Below are 15,927 nucleotides of genomic sequence, written 5' to 3'. Positions count from 1 at the left end.
CCGCCTGCGATGTCGTAGTCTTCTTCATGGTGTTGCTTTCCTTTCGGTTTGATCACCCCGAGCCTACGGCTCAGGGAAAGCAACGCCACCCTTCAGGCAAACTTCAACATCAACCGGGACATCCCCTGGGCGGCTGTGGCACAGGGTGTCAGTGATAAGCGCTTGAAATTGAAGTTTCTCGATGGTGTATCAGCAAAAGATTTGTGGGGGCAGGAGACCGTAGTTGGTGATATTGTGTTGGTTTCAAAGCTAACATCTGATGGCTACATGCCAACAGAAATTCACTTAACATCTGTTTGATCTCCTGACTTTCCGGTGGGGCTGAATTTAGTCAACAGCCTCTAAGTCTCAGGCTAAACGAAAGAGGATCTCCGGATCGCTGCCATGATCGGGGGTGAGGCGGTTATGCTGCTGAGCAAGAGCCAGGTCCATTGTAAGCTCGAGCTGACGAGCTGCCACGGGCTCCGCAAGGTGTACATGGCCGAACATGCTTTGCGCCAGTGGGACGCTGGCGCCTGCATATCCGAGATCGCAAAGGAAATGGGAAGTGAGATTAAATTTGCGCAAAGATTGCTCGATGCGGCTGACTATTGGCGCGAGCGGTTGGATGGGTAGTAAAAGAGGGCTAGGAAAAGGAGATCAGATAAAGCCTTTTTGGTGAAGTCGCGTGTCCATTCAGTTGATCTAATGGTCTGGTGAATAGTGGTATTGTGCTGGCGCATAGTTCGTACCGACTTGGCTGATTTTCTATCTTCAATATGCCTCAATGTTTGCTTTGTTAGCTTTTGCGTTTGGCCTTGGTGAGCTTGGCGAGCTTCTTTGACAAAGTCTCTTCGTAAATGCCTAGTGGCGGCAGGTTTTGGGGTGAAACAAATGCAAAGGCCACTTGTTCAACGGTTGTCGTTAACTCTTCAACAAGTTCGAAGGGGCGCTGTTGAGTTGTCCACGTTTCGGCAAACTGGTACGAGTGAAAAGTGATCGTGCCAGGGCCCTTGGGATACTTCAGAAGTTTGCCCCCGACGCGGGTTAGGATTTTGCGGAAAACTGGGTCCGGTAGGACAAAGAACAGCCCGTGTTTGGCAAGTTTTTCACGCCTAAGCGCATGGCCTTTGTAGATTAGCTGGGGAAGGATGCGTTTTGTTACATTTTCCCAGTTGAAACCGGCCTTTGTCCAACCGGGTTGCGGGTTCTTCCCGTGACCGGGGTAGGGCGTTTCACTGTAGTAACTCTTCGCTGCGTCGGAATAACTGTTGGTGGTGTCGATAGTTTGTACTTCGACCGCGACTATCTCTCCTAGCGACAGGTCTTTGCATATTTTTGCGAGTAGGAAGTCAATCTTGAAGGTTCCGTTTTCACCATCATTAGAGGGTGCTTTGATCCCGACCTCTCCGCTGAAGCCCTGACCATAGACGACGACTTCGCAACCGGTTAAGGCGCCGCTTTGGAATCTATTCTTGGCGTCAAGTTCCGTGACCAGCTCAGCGTCTGCGCCGAAAACGTCATGCGCTATGTTGCGAATGACCTTGAACTCATCGGCGTACAGCCTGTTGGGGCAAATAATTACTGGTGGTGATGAAGGACCTTGCAGCGCGCACGCCCCGCCGCTTCTCGTCTTCTTGCATTTGACATCGATGAAAGGACACCATTTTGCTGCGGCTGTGTTCTTGCTGTCATTTGAAAGCGGCTCATAACCATGAAATTCGAGTATTTTAGTGGGCATTGTTCCCTCCAATTAGGTGTCAGACAACAGGATGTTTGGAGAGATTCTTCAAGCCCTTGGTAAGCAGCCGACCTTTTTCGGGGTCAGTTGGAACCGCTTGCCAAGGCAATTTGTTGAGGTCTGAGGGGAGGTGGCCACAATTTGTTGTCTTGGTGCTTCGCTTGGCTATGCCGCTGCCGGTGACACTGTGAATGATCTTGGCTGCGGGATATCTTGGAGCTTTTCTATCGAAACTTCTTGCCGTAGATGCTTGTCTGATTCATGATCCGTTGTTAGAGCAGACCGGAAACAAAACTAGAACACCTTGGTGAGTAGACGTCATGACCTTGACTGCAATTGACCTTTTCTGCGGCGCAGGCGGACTGTCGGCAGGGCTGGAGATGTCTGGGTTTCGGGTGCTGGCTGGGGTGGATCTGTTCGATGCTGCAGGCAAGACGTTCGAGGCAACACATCCACACGCGAAGTTCATTGGCAAGCCGATTGAGGATGTAAAACTTGAAGAGCTTTTTGACGCCACTGGCCTACAGCCAGGAGAACTAACAGTCCTAGCTGGTGGGCCTCCGTGCCAAGCCTACTCTGTATACAATCACAAACGTGGAATGCATGACGCTCGAGCTACACTATTCCGGCAGTACCTTCGCATCGTTGAGGGCCTTAAGCCTGAATGGATCGTCATGGAGAACGTTCGAGGTATCTATTCCATTGGCGGTGGCGAAGCAGTCAAAGCGATTAAGGCGGAGCTTGGTGCTCTCGGCTATGTTGTTAAGGAAAAACTGCTGAGAGCCGAGGACTTCGGAGTTCCTCAAGAACGTCGGCGCGTTGTCTTTATCGGTAATCGTGTCAATGCGCCCGTCCGGCACCCTGAACCCACGCATGGTCCAGGGTTGGTACCATTTACAACAATCAAAGATGCGATTGGCGATCTTCCCAAGCTCCAAAACGGTGAGGATTTGGGGTCAGCAGGCTATGCAAACCCACCAATGGGGGATTTCCAGCGTCGCGTGCGTGGAAACTTGGTGAAGGTATCCAATCATAGTGCGCCTCGCTTGGGTAAGATCAACGTTGAACGCATTAAACATATCCCGCCTGGTGGAAGTTGGAGAGATATACCTTTTGACCTTCTGCCTGCCGGAATGAAGCGTGCGAAAAGGTCAGACCATACTAAGCGTTACGGTAGAATGACTTGGGATGGCTTAGCCTGTACGGTATTGACGAAGTGTGACATTCATTGGGGTGCTTATCTTCATCCTGAGCAAGGGCGTGCGATTTCTGTTCGTGAGGCGGCAAGGCTTCAATCTTTCCCGGATTGGTTCGAATTCGTTGGCTCCAAAACAGAACAGTACGTTCAGGTCGGAAATGCAGTTCCGCCGCTTCTGGGAGAGGCGATTGGGCGCACAATCCGAGAAATAATTGAAGAAAAACAGTCGGCTAGTATGGCCGCGGAATGAAGCCGCTCTGCGGAGTTTGACGTTTCTGCGGCATTTTAACTTTCAAGCTTTGACAGACCGTTCTGAAGGCGGATCAGCTCGAGTGTAGTGCGCCTATAGCGAAGGCTTGGCGCTGACTTATTTGTCATGTCGTCATTTTTGTTCTTCTCGCGACATAGTCTACCTGAAATTTCTTCTCCCCTCGCAAGGTCTGAGGGCGAAGCAAGGCTGAAGTTTTTCTCGTGAGAAAACCGCCAGAGGAAATCACAACCTAAACGCGCGACTTTGCCATAAAAGGGCAGAGGGTTGCGCGTATGACGCTTATCGAACGCATTGAACAGGCATCCACCGGGCTTTTGGTGACCGGGATCACCGGCGCGGCATCGGGCGGTGTTTGGCTAGTGCGCCGGATTTTCACCAATCAGAAACAGATTGAAATGCTGCAAAAGTCGCTCGAGGACCGCGACCGGCAGCGCGCCGAAGACAGGGAAGATCTCGCGCAAGTCAGAACAGATGTGCGCGAGATCCGCGACATCCTTAACCGCAGATAACCGGGGCAATGCCCCGATCTGGGGCGATAGGAGATTTTTGCCATGCAGCTAATCCAAAACTGGAAACAGACCGCAAAAGGTGCTTGGTCGGTGCGCCTGATCGTGATCGCCTGCCTCGTGTCAGCGGTGCCGGTGTTCCTGTCTCTGGTGTCGCCAGGCCTGCTGGGCGTCGACCCGCTGGTCTTTGCTGCTGCGTCCGCCGTGATCAACGCGTTAGCAATTCCGGCCCGCTTGGTCGCCCAGGCGGGCATTTCTTCCGCTCTAAAGGAATTTCGACGGGACGTTTCCGGCGCGGTTCGCACCCGCTTTTTGAAGCAAGCCGGGGTCGGTGCGCTGGTGATCGCCTTGGCTACCCCGTTTGTCGCCGGATGGGAGGGGGAAAGGCTGGTTGCGTACCGGGATCTTGTGGGTAAGCCGACAATTTGTTTCGGTGATACGCACGGCGTCCAGATGGGCGATACGGCGACAAAGCAAGAGTGCCTCGAGCGGTTGCAGGATGATATCGCGACATTCTATGCCGAAATTGAACGCTGCATGTCACGAAAGGACATTCCGGCAGGCGTTCAGGCCTCCATGCTCGAGCTTGCCTATAATGTCGGATCGGGGCCGGTTTGTCGGTCGACCATGATGCGCCTTGCCAACGCTGGGCAGTACCGGGCCGCGTGCGATGAACTGCGCCGATGGGTGATCGCGGGCGGCAAGCGTGTTCGCGGCCTCGTCAACCGCCGGGCCGACAGCAAGCGAACGCTTTGCCTCAAGGGGCTGACCTGATGCGCCTGCTGCCCCTCCTGCTGATCTGTGCGGCTTTGGCGTCCTGCGCTAAGGTGGCTGGGATCGTGGGTGGGGTGCTTGGCGGTGGTCCTAACGTGGCGGCAAACGTGCAGGCAGGGCGCACGAATGCCCAGACGGTCGGGCAGGCCACGTTCAGCGACCAGAGGATAGAGGGCACGCAGGCGCGCAGCATAGAGCAGAGCGCAGGCGATACGCGGGTCAGGAGCGAGAGCGTCGAGACAGTTATCGTGCGCGAAGATCCGCCCGCATGGCTTCTCTTGGTGGCCCTGGTCGGCTGGCTGCTACCGACACCGCAGCAGATGGGCGCGGCGCTCTTCGGAATGATCGCCAGACCTTGTCGCGGGTCCTTCCCCGGGGGGTGAGGCTTGTGGGTAGCTGCACGCGCCAAAATTTACTTGTGCGTGGGGCCGGGCGAGGGGGTTGTTTATTATATAGATCGCGCAAGCCTCTGACGAAAAACAACAAAGCGATTTTGAAAAGTAAAAACGACCGCATTGCGGGCATGGTTCGGAAGACGTTTCCAGGGGGCGCAAGTGGCTGACAATAAAAAGAAAAGCAAAGGTCAGGAAGTAAACCGGGCCGATCTTGCCAACATCAACGGCGTGTCGCTGCCGACGGTCGACGAGTGGGTTCGGCGCGGCTGTCCCGTGGTGCAGCGCGGCGGGCGTGGCCGGGCTTGGAAATTCAACACCGCCGAGGTTCGAAGCTGGCGCGATGATGATATCCGGGCGCAGGCGAGTCATCCCGAAATGGCGACCAAAGACGAGCTGACATTGCGCAAGCTGGCCGCAGAAACCGAACAGGCCGAGCTGGATCTCGCCCGGGCCAAGGCCGAGCTGGTGCCGGTCGAGCAGTTCGACCGCGCTCTTGCGAAAGCCTTTGGCGAGGTGCGCGCAGGCATCCGCAACGTCCTGCCAAGCCGGGCTGCACGGCGGCTGATCGGTGAGAGCGACGAGACGCAGATCAAGGCGGTTTTGCTTGATGAGGTCGACCAGGTGCTCGAGGCGCTGGCCGACACTGACCTGATCACCGAGGCGGATCTCGACGAAGACGACGACGAGGAAGAGGCCGAAGAGGGGGCCGACAGTGCGTGAACGCCCGGGCTGATTTCTCCAATGCGCGGGCCGTTGTCCGCAGCGCGCGGCGCGCCCGGGCGTTTCTGCGCCCGCCGCCGAACCTAAAGCCGTCGGAATGGGCCGAGGAAAATATCAAGATCCCCGTCGGCAATGCCGTTCCCGGCAAGATGCGGTTCGACAACGCGCCTTATCAGCGCGAAGTGATCGACATGACCGCAGATCCGCGGTGCAACCGGATCTCGCTCATGTGGGGGGCGCAGGTCGGCAAGACGCAGACCGCGCTTGCGGCGCAGGCCTATCGCATCGGTTTCAATCCCGTTTCGCAAATGATGATGCAACCGAGCCAAGGCGATCTGACGACGTGGCTCGAGACGAAATTCAACCCGCTTGTTGAAGAGAACGAAGACCTTGCCGAGCTGATCGCCAAGCCGCGCGGGCGGCAGGGCGTGAATAACCAGCGCATGAAAAGTTACCCGGGCGGGTTCCTCATGTTCAGTTGGTCGGGTTCTCCGAAGACAATGCGCGGCCGGTCGGCGCCGTTCATCGTTTGCGACGAAACAGACGGTTACGACCGGACGAACGAAGGCCATCCGGTCGGCCTGCTGTGGCAGCGGGCGGCGACCTTTGGCGATCAGCGCCTCCTGCTGGAAATCAGTACGCCAACGATCAAGGGCGGGAGCTGGATCGAAAAGTCGTTTGAGGCAGGTGATCAGCGTTATTTTTATGTGCTCTGTCCGCATTGCGGTCACCTGCAACGACTGAACTGGTCGCAGGTCACATGGGACAAAGACGCCGACGGGCTGCACCTGGCGGAAACAGCCGGCTACCTCTGCGCCGGTGATGGCTGCGGGACGGTTTGGAGCGACGGCGAGCGCGTGGCCGCGATCCGCAATGCTGAACGCGACGGCGGCGGCTGGATCGCCAGCAAGCCGTTTCGCGGTCATGCGTCCTATCATCTGTCGGAGCTCTATTCCTGTTTCCGCAGGCTCGAGGATATCGTGCAATCCTTCCTCGAGAAAAAGGCTGCGGGGGATCTGCAAACCTTTGTGAACGTGTCGCTCGCTGAGACGTGGGAAGAGGAAGGCGACAAGCTCGAGGCGTCGGTGCTGATGGAGCGGGCAGAGAAATTTGCGGCGCCGGTGCCGATGGGGGCAGGTGTTCTGACAGCCGGGGTCGATATGCAAAACGACCGGCTCGAGGTCGAAATCGTCGGCTGGGGGCTTGGCGAGGAATCCTGGTCGGTCGATTACCGTGTGTTGTGGGGCGATCCCCTGCAACAGGACGTCTGGGACGAATTGGACGAGCTGCTTTCGGAGACATGGGAGCACGAAAGCGGCGCCGAGTTGCGGATCTCTGCCGCCTGCCTCGATACCGGCGGCACGGTTGGCGGATATACACAGGCAGCCTATGACTATGCGCGCAAGCGTCTGGGCCGGAAGGTCTGGGCGATCAAGGGAATCGGCGGTTGGGGCCGTCCCATCGTCACGCAGCCTTCGAAGGTAAAACAGCGGGGCGTGCGCCCGGTCTACCTGCATTCCATTGGCGTCGATGAGGCGAAAGTCGTGGTCGCCCAGCGGGCGCGGCGCAGTGATCCGGGGCCGGGTTTTTGCCATTTCCCGAAAGATCGGGACCCGGCATGGTTCGATATGTTCACCGCCGAGGCGCTGCGTACCAAGTATGTGAAGGGGTTCGCGGTTCGCGAATGGTACAATGTGCGCCCGCGCAACGAAGCCTTTGACTGTCGCGTCTATGCTTATACGGCGTTGCGCATCCTGCGCCCGAATATCAAGCGCCTGGTCGCGTCGCTAGAAGAGCAGGGGCAGGAAATCGAGGCCGAAGCCGTCGAGATCTCGCCCGATGCGGAGGCGGTCGAAGGAAATCCGCCAGAGGAAACGGAATCCCAAAAGAGCCAAGCTCCGAAAAAGACCGGCTGGGGTGCGAAGAAGAAGCGCCGCCGCCGTCGCAGGCATTGAGCAGGGCGAGGACGTGGGCGCAATTCCAACTGAAATCGGGGCAGGTTTGACGTTCCGGGCGGTGGTCGAGCTGCCGCATTTCCCCGCGCCGGAATGGGAGCTTTCCCTGTTCCTGCGCGGCAAGGGCGCTATTGACCTGGTCAGCTCCGCCAGTGGTGAAGATCATCTTTTCGAGGCATCGGCAGTGGTCACCGCAGCTTGGGCGCCTGGTCGGTATTCCTATGTGATCCGGGCCAGCGATGGCGCGGACGTGCATTCGGTGGAGAGAGGCGAGGTTGTGGTCGCGCCGGATCTTGCTGCGGAGGGCGAAAATTTCGACGGGCGCGATCATGTCCGAAAGGTTCTGGATGCCATCGAGTCCGTGATCGAGGGGCGCGCCAGCATCGACCAGCAAAGTTACACGATCAACAACCGGTCCCTGCAACGAACCCCGCTTAGTGATCTGATCAAGCTGCGCGACCGATACCGTGCAGAATTGGCCGCTCAAAAAGCGCGGCGCAAGGGGCGGGCCTTTGGTCGACCGATCAAGGTGCGTCTGACATGATCCGTAAATTCTTTTCCCGATCTGCGCCCGCTGCGCCTGCGCCAGAGCGCCGCGCGCCGCCCATGCTGATCACGCCGCGCCGACGTGCTGGTCAGCGCATGTATGCGGCGGCTGAAACCGACCGCATGACAAGCGGTTGGACAAATTCACCCATGCCCGCAGATCAAATCATTCGCCGCAACTGGCGGGTTCTGGTGGCGCGCTCGCGCGAGCAGTCGGCGAACAACGACTATGCGAAGGCATTCAAGGCCAGCGCGCGGCGGAACCTGATCGGGCAGAAGGGGTTCACGTTGCAGGCACAGGCCACCGAGGGCGACAAGCTGGACGCGGGGGCAAACAAGGCAATCGAACGCGCCTGGCGGGCATGGTGCAAGGCGATGAATTGCGACGTCAAAGGGCGGCGCACCTTCCGGCAAATCCAGAAAACGCTTGTCAACGGGCTTTGCACCGATGGCGAATTTATGGTGCGCATGGTGTTCGGGCGGGATGCGGGGCCGTGGGGCTTTGCCTTGCAGGTCCTCGACCCGGTGTTGTGCCCGGTTGATTTCGACGAAGACAGGCGCCCCGGTGGCAAGTTCATCCGGGCAGGGATCGAATACACGAAGATGGGCCGCCCGGTGGCCTATTATTTCACCACCCTCGACCAGTCGCAGGCGGACTATCACTATTCCGGCCGGGCGTTTATCCGGGTTCCGGCGGATGAAATCATTCATTGGTTCGAGGAGGATTTCGTCGGGCAAAAGCGTGGCCTGCCGTGGATGGCGACCGCGCTCTTGCGGATGCGCCAGCTTGGCGAATTCGAGAAAAGCGCGCTGAACAACGCCCGCGAAGGCGCGAACAAGGTTGGCGTGATCGAGTGGGACGAAGGCATGGGGCCGACACTCGACGAGGACGACGAAGACGAAGCCTTTGACGATATCGAGCTGGACAGCGAAAGCGGTGTCTATCACCAGCTTCCCGCCGGGGCGCGCCTAAAGAGGGTCGAAACCGGATACCCAAACGGCGAAATGGCGGTGTTTTCAAAGCACATGCTGCGCGGGGTCGCTACCGGTCTGGGCGTTGCTTACAACGACCTCGCCAATGACCTCGAGGGCGTCAACCTGTCGAGCATCCGGCACGGCGTATTGAGCGAGCGCGACCAGTGGATCGAGTTGCAAGAGAGCCTGATCGAGGCCTTTGCTCTGCCGATCTATGAGCGGTGGCTCGAATACTCGCTGCTGAAACAGAAAATCACCATCGACAACGGATCGCCACTGCCTGCGAGCAAGCGGTCGAAGTTCATGGCCGTCACTTTCCAGGCGCGCCGGTGGCAGTGGATCGACCCGGCAAAGGACGTGAAGGCCGACACGGATGCCGTCGACAACCTGTTCAAGTCGCGGGGGCAGGTGATCCGCGAACGTGGCCGCGATCCGCGCGAAGTCTATGCCGAGATCGCCGCCGACATTGCAGCGATGCGCGAGGCGAAGATCCCCGAAAACGTGATCGAGGCCTTGATCACAGCAAAAGAAAAAGGAGGGCAGGGCAATGGACAGCCAGCCGAAGGAGGCGCCGGAGAAACCGACCCAGACGCCGAACCAAACCCCGGCAAAAGCAAGTGATATTGTCGGGCGGTCCCTGACCCAGGCCGTCACCGCAGAGCAGATCAACGACCGCGCTGAGGGCGGCGGCCTGCGGCGCATGGGTGAAGTGCGCCAGATCGACGAAGGCAAGCGCACGGTCGAGCTGGCCTTTTCCAGCACGACGCCGGTGCGCCGGTGGTTCGGCGACGAGGTTCTTTCGCACGACGCAGACGCGGTTGTCCTCGACCGGTTGCTTGACGGGGGCGCGGTGCTGGTCGGTCACGACTGGAACGATCAGGTCGGCGTCGTGGAGAGCGCCCGCATTGATGGGGATGGCGTAGGCCGTGCGGTTGTCCGCTTTGGCAACAGCGCCCGCGCCAGCGAGATCTTTCAAGACATTGTCGACGGCATCCGGCGGCATGTCTCTGTCGGCTATCGGGTGGTCAAGATCGAGGAAGAGGACCGCGAAGGACAACCGAACCTGATCACCGTCACGCGCTGGGAGCCGTTCGAGATCTCAATCGTGCCGGTGCCTGCTGACCCGACGGTCGGCGTGGGGCGGTCAATGGAAAATCCGCCAGAGGCAGACGGCGCAGAACGCGGCCAAACTGGCGAAGAGAATGCGGGCGCGCAGGACGAGCCCAAGGATACAGGACAAAGGGAATCAAAGATGAAAACCATCATCACCCGCGACGCCGACGGCAATCTCGTTCGGGCAAAGGTCGACGAAGACGGCAAAGTTGTCGAAGTGATCGAGGTGCTCGAGCGCGCCGGTGCGGCCGAGGCGGCAATCGTGAGGCGCGCCCAGGAGCAGGAGGCGACCCGCGTGCGCGAACTGACCGAGCTGGGCCAGGAATACGACGCGGCGGATCTGGCAAGCGAAATGATCGCCGGGCGCCATGGTGTGTCCGACATGCGCGAGCGTCTGCTTGATCACCTGCACCAGCGCAGCAATGAGAGCCGCCAGATTTCCGAGCGTTCCGGCATTGGCCTGACCGACAGCGAAACAGAGCAGTTTTCGTTCCTGCGCGCGATCCGGGCGCTGGCAAATCCGACAGATCGCGGCGCGCAAGAGGCCGCAGCCTTCGAGTTCGAAGTCTCCGATGCTGCCGCCGAGGCGCAGGGGCGTGATGCGCAAGGCGTCATGGTGCCGATGGACGTGCTGATGCGTGCGCCGCTCAACAGTGGGTCCGGTGGTGCGACCGCTGCCGATACCGGCGGCAACACCATCGCAAACCCGCTGCTGACGCAGAGTTTTATTCAGATGCTGCGCAACCGCACGATCCTTTTGCAGCTTGCGACTCCGCTGATGGGGCTGGTGGGCAATCCCGATATCCCGACGCAGGAAGGCGGCGCGACCGGTTACTGGATCGGCGAGGATATCGAGGCGACCGAGGATCTGCTGTCTCTGGGTCAGCGCCAGTTTTCCCCGAAAACCGTTGCGGCCTATTCGGAGATCACGCGCCGCACGCTCAAGCAATCCAGCCTCGACATTGAGGCGCTGGTGCGCAGCGACCTTGCGCTTGCGCTGGCGACCTCGCTGGATTTCGCGGGCTTCTATGGCACGGGCACCAATGATCAGCCTTTGGGCATCGCCAATACGAACGGTGTGAACGTGGTCGATTTCGCTGGCGCGGCATCTGGTGGCGGCACTGCCCTTCCGACCTGGGAAGAGGTGATCCAGATGGAGAGCGATATCTCTGCCGCGAACGCCGATGTGGACCGCATGGCCTATGTGCAAAACGCCAAGATGCGCGGTCACTTCAAGTCCACCCAGAAATTCAGCGGCACCAACGGGGCGCCGATCTGGGAGAGCGACAACACCGTCAACGGATATCGCGGCGAGGTCACCAACCAGATCGCCGACGGTGATGTGTTCCACGGTGATTTCGCAAACGTCCTGGTCGGCATGTGGGGCGGTCTGGATATCACGGTTGACCCGTACACCCATAGCCGTCGCGGGCGCCTGCGGATCGTGACGATGCAGGACGCTGATTATGTCCTGCGTCACCCGGCGGGCCTCTGCTACGGCACTGACGCCACCTAAGCCGAAATCTGATTTAGCCTGCGGCCCGGTTGGGCCGGGGCTCCACTCCGAAACAAGGATCGAAACACATGGCTGATGATAAGAAACCCAAGAAAAGCAAATACACCGTCACCAGCGCTTTTGTCTGGGACAAGGGGATCAAGAAGCCCGACGACACTGTCGAGCTGACGGACGCCGAGGCGCAGGGTCTGAAAAATCGCGGCAAGATCAAAGACCCGGAGACGGGCCGCAAAAAGCCTGCGACCGGCGCAAAGAAAGCTGAAACCACCGATCCGGCCAAAGCCCCGGCCTGATGCCCGCGCCGAGCTGGGACAATCCCGACGCCTTCCTGTCGCTTGATGACTTCGCCGTTGATGCTGTTGTCACGCCACGGGAGGGCGTTTCTCGTACCATCCGCGGGATCTTCGACGAACCTTATATGAACGCCGAGATTGGCGAGTATGAGGCTGACAGCTCCGATCCGCGCCTGACGTGCAAGGCGTCCGACGCCGCAGATCTGCGCGACAAGGATGCCGTCGTGATCGAGGGGCGGACCTATTACCTGCTGACAGATCCGCAGCCCGATGGGACCGGGTTCGCGGTGCTGCACATGGCGACGGAGTGATCGCGTGCTTGCCTTCGATTTTGATCAGGGCGAACTGAGGCGCATCGCCGACGAGTTCGACGCGAGCGAAAAGGATCTGCGCAACGCCTATTCCCGCGCTTTGCGCCGCACCGCGCAGACTATGAAGACCCGGGCGCGCAAGGGATTGCGAACCAAGCTGCATTTGCGAACCGCCGCAGAGCTGCGCCGCCGCCTGCAAGGGTTCCGGTTCAAACGTGGCAACGACATGGGCAGCGTTCGCATGTGGTTCGGCCTGAATGACATGCGGGTGTCGGCCTTCAAGGGGCGCGCATCAAGGACGGCGACCGGCGCCAGCTTTGGCGGGCAGGATTTCCCAGGCGGGTTTATCGGCAGCAACGCCAAAGGCCGCCCGACTGTCAAGGTTAGGGCAGGATCAAGGGCCTATCCGGTCAAAGAGGCGCGGATGCCAATCGACGATGAAGCGCAGACCTTTATCGAGGACGAGGTTTTCGGCGAGATCGAAGGGGTGTTCTTTCACTATTTCCGGGCCGAGGTGCGCGCCCGCACGATCTATGGAGTGGGCGAGCAATGAGCCGAACTGTTGAACTGGACGCAATGCACGACGCGATACTTGCTCAGATCAGGGAGGATTTCCCGGCGCTCGCTACCGTCGGCGACTATGACGAAGACCGTAAGGACCTGACGGTCCCTGCGGTGCTGGTCGAACTTATCGACCTGGAAGGCGCACCCGATGAAGATCCGGGCACGGAACAGGTGCCATTCGTCTCCAAATGGGTTGCGCGGGTTGTTCTGGGCTTTCGCACTGAGAGCGTCAAACGCGAGGTTCGCCGCTTGGCGGCTGCGCTGGGGGTCAAGATCCATCGCCAGAGGTGGGGGCAAACGGTCAGCCCGGCGCAGGTGACCTATATCGGGCCGGATGCCTTCGACCCTGAGTTTGACAAGTTCGAGGTCTGGGCCGTCGAATGGGATCAACAGGTCGATCTGGGTGCGAGCGTCTGGACGGCCGAGGGCGTCGTGCCTGAGGTGGTCAAAGTCGGCTGGGCGCCGGATATCGGCCCGGGCAATGAGGCCGACTATTCCGACAGCGTGGAGGGGGCGGAATGAGCTATGCCGCAGCAAGAAACGAACAGGCGCGCGAGGGCATCGTGCGCTTTGGCGTGGTATCTGCCGTAGATGCCGGTTCAGCCCGGGCCAAGGTCAGCTTTGGCGGAGAGAGCGAAAGCGGCTGGTTGCCCTGGCTGGCGCCGCGGGCCGCTGGAATCAGCGTTTGGGCGCCACCAAGCGAGGGTGAGCAGGTTATCGTTCTGTCTGAATCCGGGGATACCGCGCAGGGCATCATAATCGGATCTGCATTCAGCAGCGCCAACCCTGCCGCAGGCTCGAGCGGAGCCATGTTCAAGATCCAGGTCGGCCCGTCGTCTATCGAGATCGACGCCAGCGGCATTCGCTTAAACGCCCCCAAGATCGATCTGAACTGATGCCTGGTGTTGCGCGCATATCCCAAGACGCGGCAGGCGGCACCCTGATCGGGGTTCTGGCGCCAACCGTCTTCGTCAACGGCACGAATATCGCGGTGCTGGGCTGTGCCGTCGCCGGTCATGGGTTCCCGCCCCATGACGCCCCGGTGATGGTATCCGCCAGCGGCACGGTCTTCGCAGGCGGTATCCCGGTCTGTCGCCAAGGTGACAGCGCGTCTTGCGGCCATTTTACGACTGGCTCTGAAAACGTGTTTGCTCGCTAATAGGTTGCGTAGTTTCGGTCGGATGTTGAGCCGACAGTGATTCTTTGAGTTGAAGGGTTGCCATGCTAGAGTGTTATTGATTTTTGCCAAGATTATTAATGGCGATGAGTAGGTGGAGGGTCCCTAGATGAGGGGGTGTTGGGTTGCTAAGGTTTTGTTGTTATTTATGATTTTGTCTGGGGCCGCACCGGAGAAATTCGCATTAAACAAGGAATGCATTTTTCCTGCCAGCGGGTATCTGAAACTCGAAAGCCGGGAGTCCAAAGTGGAACTGGCCAAGTGTTTTAATGTTCAGGAAAATTCGGTTTCTGATCGAGACTGTACCGCAATAGCTAAGTTGTATTTGGAGGAAAACTCTTTGACGATGCGAAGGGCACTTGTTGAATGCCTTTCGGGTGAACGCCTTACTCCGGTTCAGCCGATACCTTTTTTTGCTGGAGATGACTTAAATCCAGACTGGTGGGGCGTGCCGGAGCCAGAAATTCAAGGGTGAAGGAGTGGTGGTTTGGATGGAAGTGATAAGTATCAGGTATTGAACGACTTTGGTGAGATTTGGGGGGCCTTTCTGACATTGTTCCCTGTTTTTTTTGCTGGCCTTTTGGTTGCCTTTGTTTGTGCGCTCGTAGCTTTGATGCTGCAACGTAGCTTTCAGGGGTTTTTGAAGATCTTGGCTCTGTTGTTTGCATTTTCTGTTTTGGGCGTCAGTATTGGTTTTTTGTCTGGGCACAGTCGGGTTGGGGTCGCGGGCAATGTCCTTCCGGCAGCGTTAGTTTTTTTAGGCGCTGGGGTGACTTACCTTTATTCCTATAAGCCCGAGCAGTCTCCGATTGCGATTTTGGGAATCGTTTCGTTCGCCGTGTCCATGCTGGTGATGTACTTCGGAGGAGCTGTGGAACGATCCAAGAGCGACTTCAACTACAGTGACTATGTCGCTGCGCGTGATAAATGTATGAGTTTCGTCTTGAGTAGTGATTTTACAGACCTTCCCAAAGGCGAAAAAATTCGTGTGCGAGAGTACTGTAAGCTTTACGTCGCATTCTTGAGGTAGCTTAGGGAGCGGGCGCTCAACTTGGGAAAACCGCCAGAGGCGCAACAGGGGCAGTATCGACGAATGTCGGCCCATGATTGGCATCGACGCAACCACGGGCAAGCATATTTCTGGATTGGCACATCTGCGCCAGTCTGTGCGGGATATCCTGACGACACCCATCGGCACCCGGGTTATGCGGCGCGATTACGGGAGCCGCCTTTACCGCCTTGTCGACGCTCCGATGAATGACGTGACTCGGCTTGACATGGTCGCCGCCACCTATGAGGCCTTGGCGACTTGGGAGCCGCGCCTAGACCTCGAGAGCGTCAAGGTCGGGGTTTCCTGGGCCGGTAGCGTTCTGATTGATCTGGTCGGACGGTATGTCCCGACCGGTGAGGCTATCAGCCTAGACGGCGTCGAGGTGACGTAATGGGTTCCTCCTTTTCCTCGATCAACCTGTCACTTTTGCCGCCGCCCGACGTGCTGGAAGGGGTCGACTATGAGGCGACCCTTGCGGCCATGCTTGCAGAGCTGCGGGCGCGTGATGCAAGTTTTGACGCGCTGGTCGAAAGCGATCCTGCGTTCAAGATCCTTGAGGTGGCCGCCTATTATCGGACACTGGCAGTGCAGCAGCTCAACGATGCGGCCCGTGCGGTGATGCCCGCCTATGCCGCTGGGGCGGACCTCGACCACATCGCGGCCCGCTATGCCGTTGAACGGCTGGTCATTGATCCGGGCGACCCTAATGCGCTGCCGGGTCGTGTCGCGAATGCTGTGGAAATTCCCTGGCGGCGCGCTCCGGGCATGTGAAGGGTCGGTGTTTTAGGCTGCGAGGTCAAGGGGCATGGGTTCGAGGGGCTGAGAGAGGGTTTCCCAGCCGT

General features: G+C 58.7%; 20 protein-coding genes. 19 read left to right on the top strand and 1 reads right to left on the bottom strand.

What is annotated here, in order from left to right; translation table 11 throughout:
- Positions 1–778 precede the first annotated feature (778 nt).
- Positions 779–1,720, bottom strand: coding sequence for a hypothetical protein (locus tag AAFO90_RS21770; protein WP_347510753.1), 942 nt, complete (start codon positions 1,718–1,720; stop codon positions 779–781).
- Positions 1,721–2,040: 320 nt separating this feature from the next.
- Here AAFO90_RS21770 and AAFO90_RS21765 point away from each other — a divergent pair, with 320 nt between their 5' ends.
- From AAFO90_RS21765 to AAFO90_RS21675, 19 genes are all read left to right on the top strand, one after another.
- A complete protein-coding gene (locus tag AAFO90_RS21765) occupies positions 2,041–3,168 on the top strand; it encodes a DNA cytosine methyltransferase (RefSeq protein ID WP_347510752.1) in 1,128 nt (375 codons plus the stop codon).
- A 293-nt stretch (positions 3,169–3,461) separates the two neighbouring features.
- On the top strand, positions 3,462–3,698 hold the full coding sequence (locus AAFO90_RS21760) for a hypothetical protein (RefSeq protein ID WP_347510751.1): 237 nt from the start codon (positions 3,462–3,464) through the stop codon (positions 3,696–3,698).
- Positions 3,699–3,740: 42 nt separating this feature from the next.
- Positions 3,741–4,469: a lysozyme gene (locus tag AAFO90_RS21755; RefSeq protein ID WP_347510750.1), complete on the top strand. Its 729-nt coding sequence runs from the start codon at positions 3,741–3,743 to the stop codon at positions 4,467–4,469.
- Positions 4,469–4,852 (top strand): bacteriophage spanin2 family protein, encoded by a 384-nt coding sequence (locus AAFO90_RS21750; RefSeq protein ID WP_347510749.1) that lies wholly within the window; start codon positions 4,469–4,471, stop codon positions 4,850–4,852. The genes AAFO90_RS21755 and AAFO90_RS21750 overlap by 1 nt, the downstream gene beginning before the upstream one ends.
- Positions 4,853–5,023: 171 nt before the next feature.
- Positions 5,024–5,584 carry a terminase small subunit gene (locus AAFO90_RS21745; protein ID WP_347510748.1) on the top strand — a complete coding sequence of 187 codons (561 nt, stop codon included), beginning with the start codon at positions 5,024–5,026 and terminating at the stop codon, positions 5,582–5,584.
- A complete protein-coding gene (locus tag AAFO90_RS21740) occupies positions 5,581–7,539 on the top strand; it encodes a phage terminase large subunit family protein (protein ID WP_347510747.1) in 1,959 nt (652 codons plus the stop codon). The genes AAFO90_RS21745 and AAFO90_RS21740 overlap by 4 nt, the downstream gene beginning before the upstream one ends.
- Complete coding sequence (locus AAFO90_RS21735) at positions 7,502–8,083, top strand: hypothetical protein (RefSeq protein WP_347510746.1); 582 nt, start codon at positions 7,502–7,504, stop codon at positions 8,081–8,083. The genes AAFO90_RS21740 and AAFO90_RS21735 overlap by 38 nt, the downstream gene beginning before the upstream one ends.
- Positions 8,080–9,681 carry a phage portal protein gene (locus AAFO90_RS21730; protein WP_347510745.1) on the top strand — a complete coding sequence of 534 codons (1,602 nt, stop codon included), beginning with the start codon at positions 8,080–8,082 and terminating at the stop codon, positions 9,679–9,681. Before AAFO90_RS21735 ends, AAFO90_RS21730 begins: the two co-directional genes overlap by 4 nt.
- Complete coding sequence (locus AAFO90_RS21725) at positions 9,608–11,689, top strand: phage major capsid protein (RefSeq protein WP_347510744.1); 2,082 nt, start codon at positions 9,608–9,610, stop codon at positions 11,687–11,689. The genes AAFO90_RS21730 and AAFO90_RS21725 overlap by 74 nt, the downstream gene beginning before the upstream one ends.
- A gap of 68 nt (positions 11,690–11,757) precedes the next feature.
- Positions 11,758–11,982: a hypothetical protein gene (locus tag AAFO90_RS21720; RefSeq protein WP_347510743.1), complete on the top strand. Its 225-nt coding sequence runs from the start codon at positions 11,758–11,760 to the stop codon at positions 11,980–11,982.
- Positions 11,982–12,293, top strand: coding sequence for a head-tail joining protein (locus AAFO90_RS21715; RefSeq protein ID WP_347510742.1), 312 nt, complete (start codon positions 11,982–11,984; stop codon positions 12,291–12,293). The genes AAFO90_RS21720 and AAFO90_RS21715 overlap by 1 nt, the downstream gene beginning before the upstream one ends.
- A 4-nt stretch (positions 12,294–12,297) precedes the next feature.
- Complete coding sequence (locus tag AAFO90_RS21710; protein WP_347510741.1) at positions 12,298–12,846, top strand: phage tail protein; 549 nt, start codon at positions 12,298–12,300, stop codon at positions 12,844–12,846.
- Positions 12,843–13,379, top strand: a complete 537-nt coding sequence (locus tag AAFO90_RS21705; protein WP_347510740.1) for a hypothetical protein — start codon at positions 12,843–12,845, stop codon at positions 13,377–13,379. The genes AAFO90_RS21710 and AAFO90_RS21705 overlap by 4 nt, the downstream gene beginning before the upstream one ends.
- Positions 13,376–13,753 (top strand): phage baseplate assembly protein V, encoded by a 378-nt coding sequence (locus AAFO90_RS21700; RefSeq protein ID WP_347510739.1) that lies wholly within the window; start codon positions 13,376–13,378, stop codon positions 13,751–13,753. Before AAFO90_RS21705 ends, AAFO90_RS21700 begins: the two co-directional genes overlap by 4 nt.
- Positions 13,753–14,016 carry a PAAR domain-containing protein gene (locus tag AAFO90_RS21695; RefSeq protein ID WP_347510738.1) on the top strand — a complete coding sequence of 88 codons (264 nt, stop codon included), beginning with the start codon at positions 13,753–13,755 and terminating at the stop codon, positions 14,014–14,016. Before AAFO90_RS21700 ends, AAFO90_RS21695 begins: the two co-directional genes overlap by 1 nt.
- A 265-nt stretch (positions 14,017–14,281) precedes the next feature.
- Positions 14,282–14,509: a hypothetical protein gene (locus tag AAFO90_RS21690; protein WP_347510737.1), complete on the top strand. Its 228-nt coding sequence runs from the start codon at positions 14,282–14,284 to the stop codon at positions 14,507–14,509.
- A gap of 12 nt (positions 14,510–14,521) precedes the next feature.
- Positions 14,522–15,064 carry a hypothetical protein gene (locus tag AAFO90_RS21685; RefSeq protein ID WP_347510736.1) on the top strand — a complete coding sequence of 181 codons (543 nt, stop codon included), beginning with the start codon at positions 14,522–14,524 and terminating at the stop codon, positions 15,062–15,064.
- Positions 15,065–15,137: 73 nt separating this feature from the next.
- Positions 15,138–15,476, top strand: coding sequence for a GPW/gp25 family protein (locus AAFO90_RS21680; RefSeq protein WP_347510735.1), 339 nt, complete (start codon positions 15,138–15,140; stop codon positions 15,474–15,476).
- A complete protein-coding gene (locus AAFO90_RS21675) occupies positions 15,476–15,856 on the top strand; it encodes a hypothetical protein (RefSeq protein ID WP_347510734.1) in 381 nt (126 codons plus the stop codon). Before AAFO90_RS21680 ends, AAFO90_RS21675 begins: the two co-directional genes overlap by 1 nt.
- Positions 15,857–15,927: the final 71 nt, after the last annotated feature.

This window comes from Phaeobacter sp. CAU 1743 (assembly GCF_039839315.1).
Classification (GTDB): domain Bacteria; phylum Pseudomonadota; class Alphaproteobacteria; order Rhodobacterales; family Rhodobacteraceae; genus Phycobacter; species Phycobacter gallaeciensis_A.
This window is presented reverse-complemented; position numbering and strand designations above follow the sequence as displayed.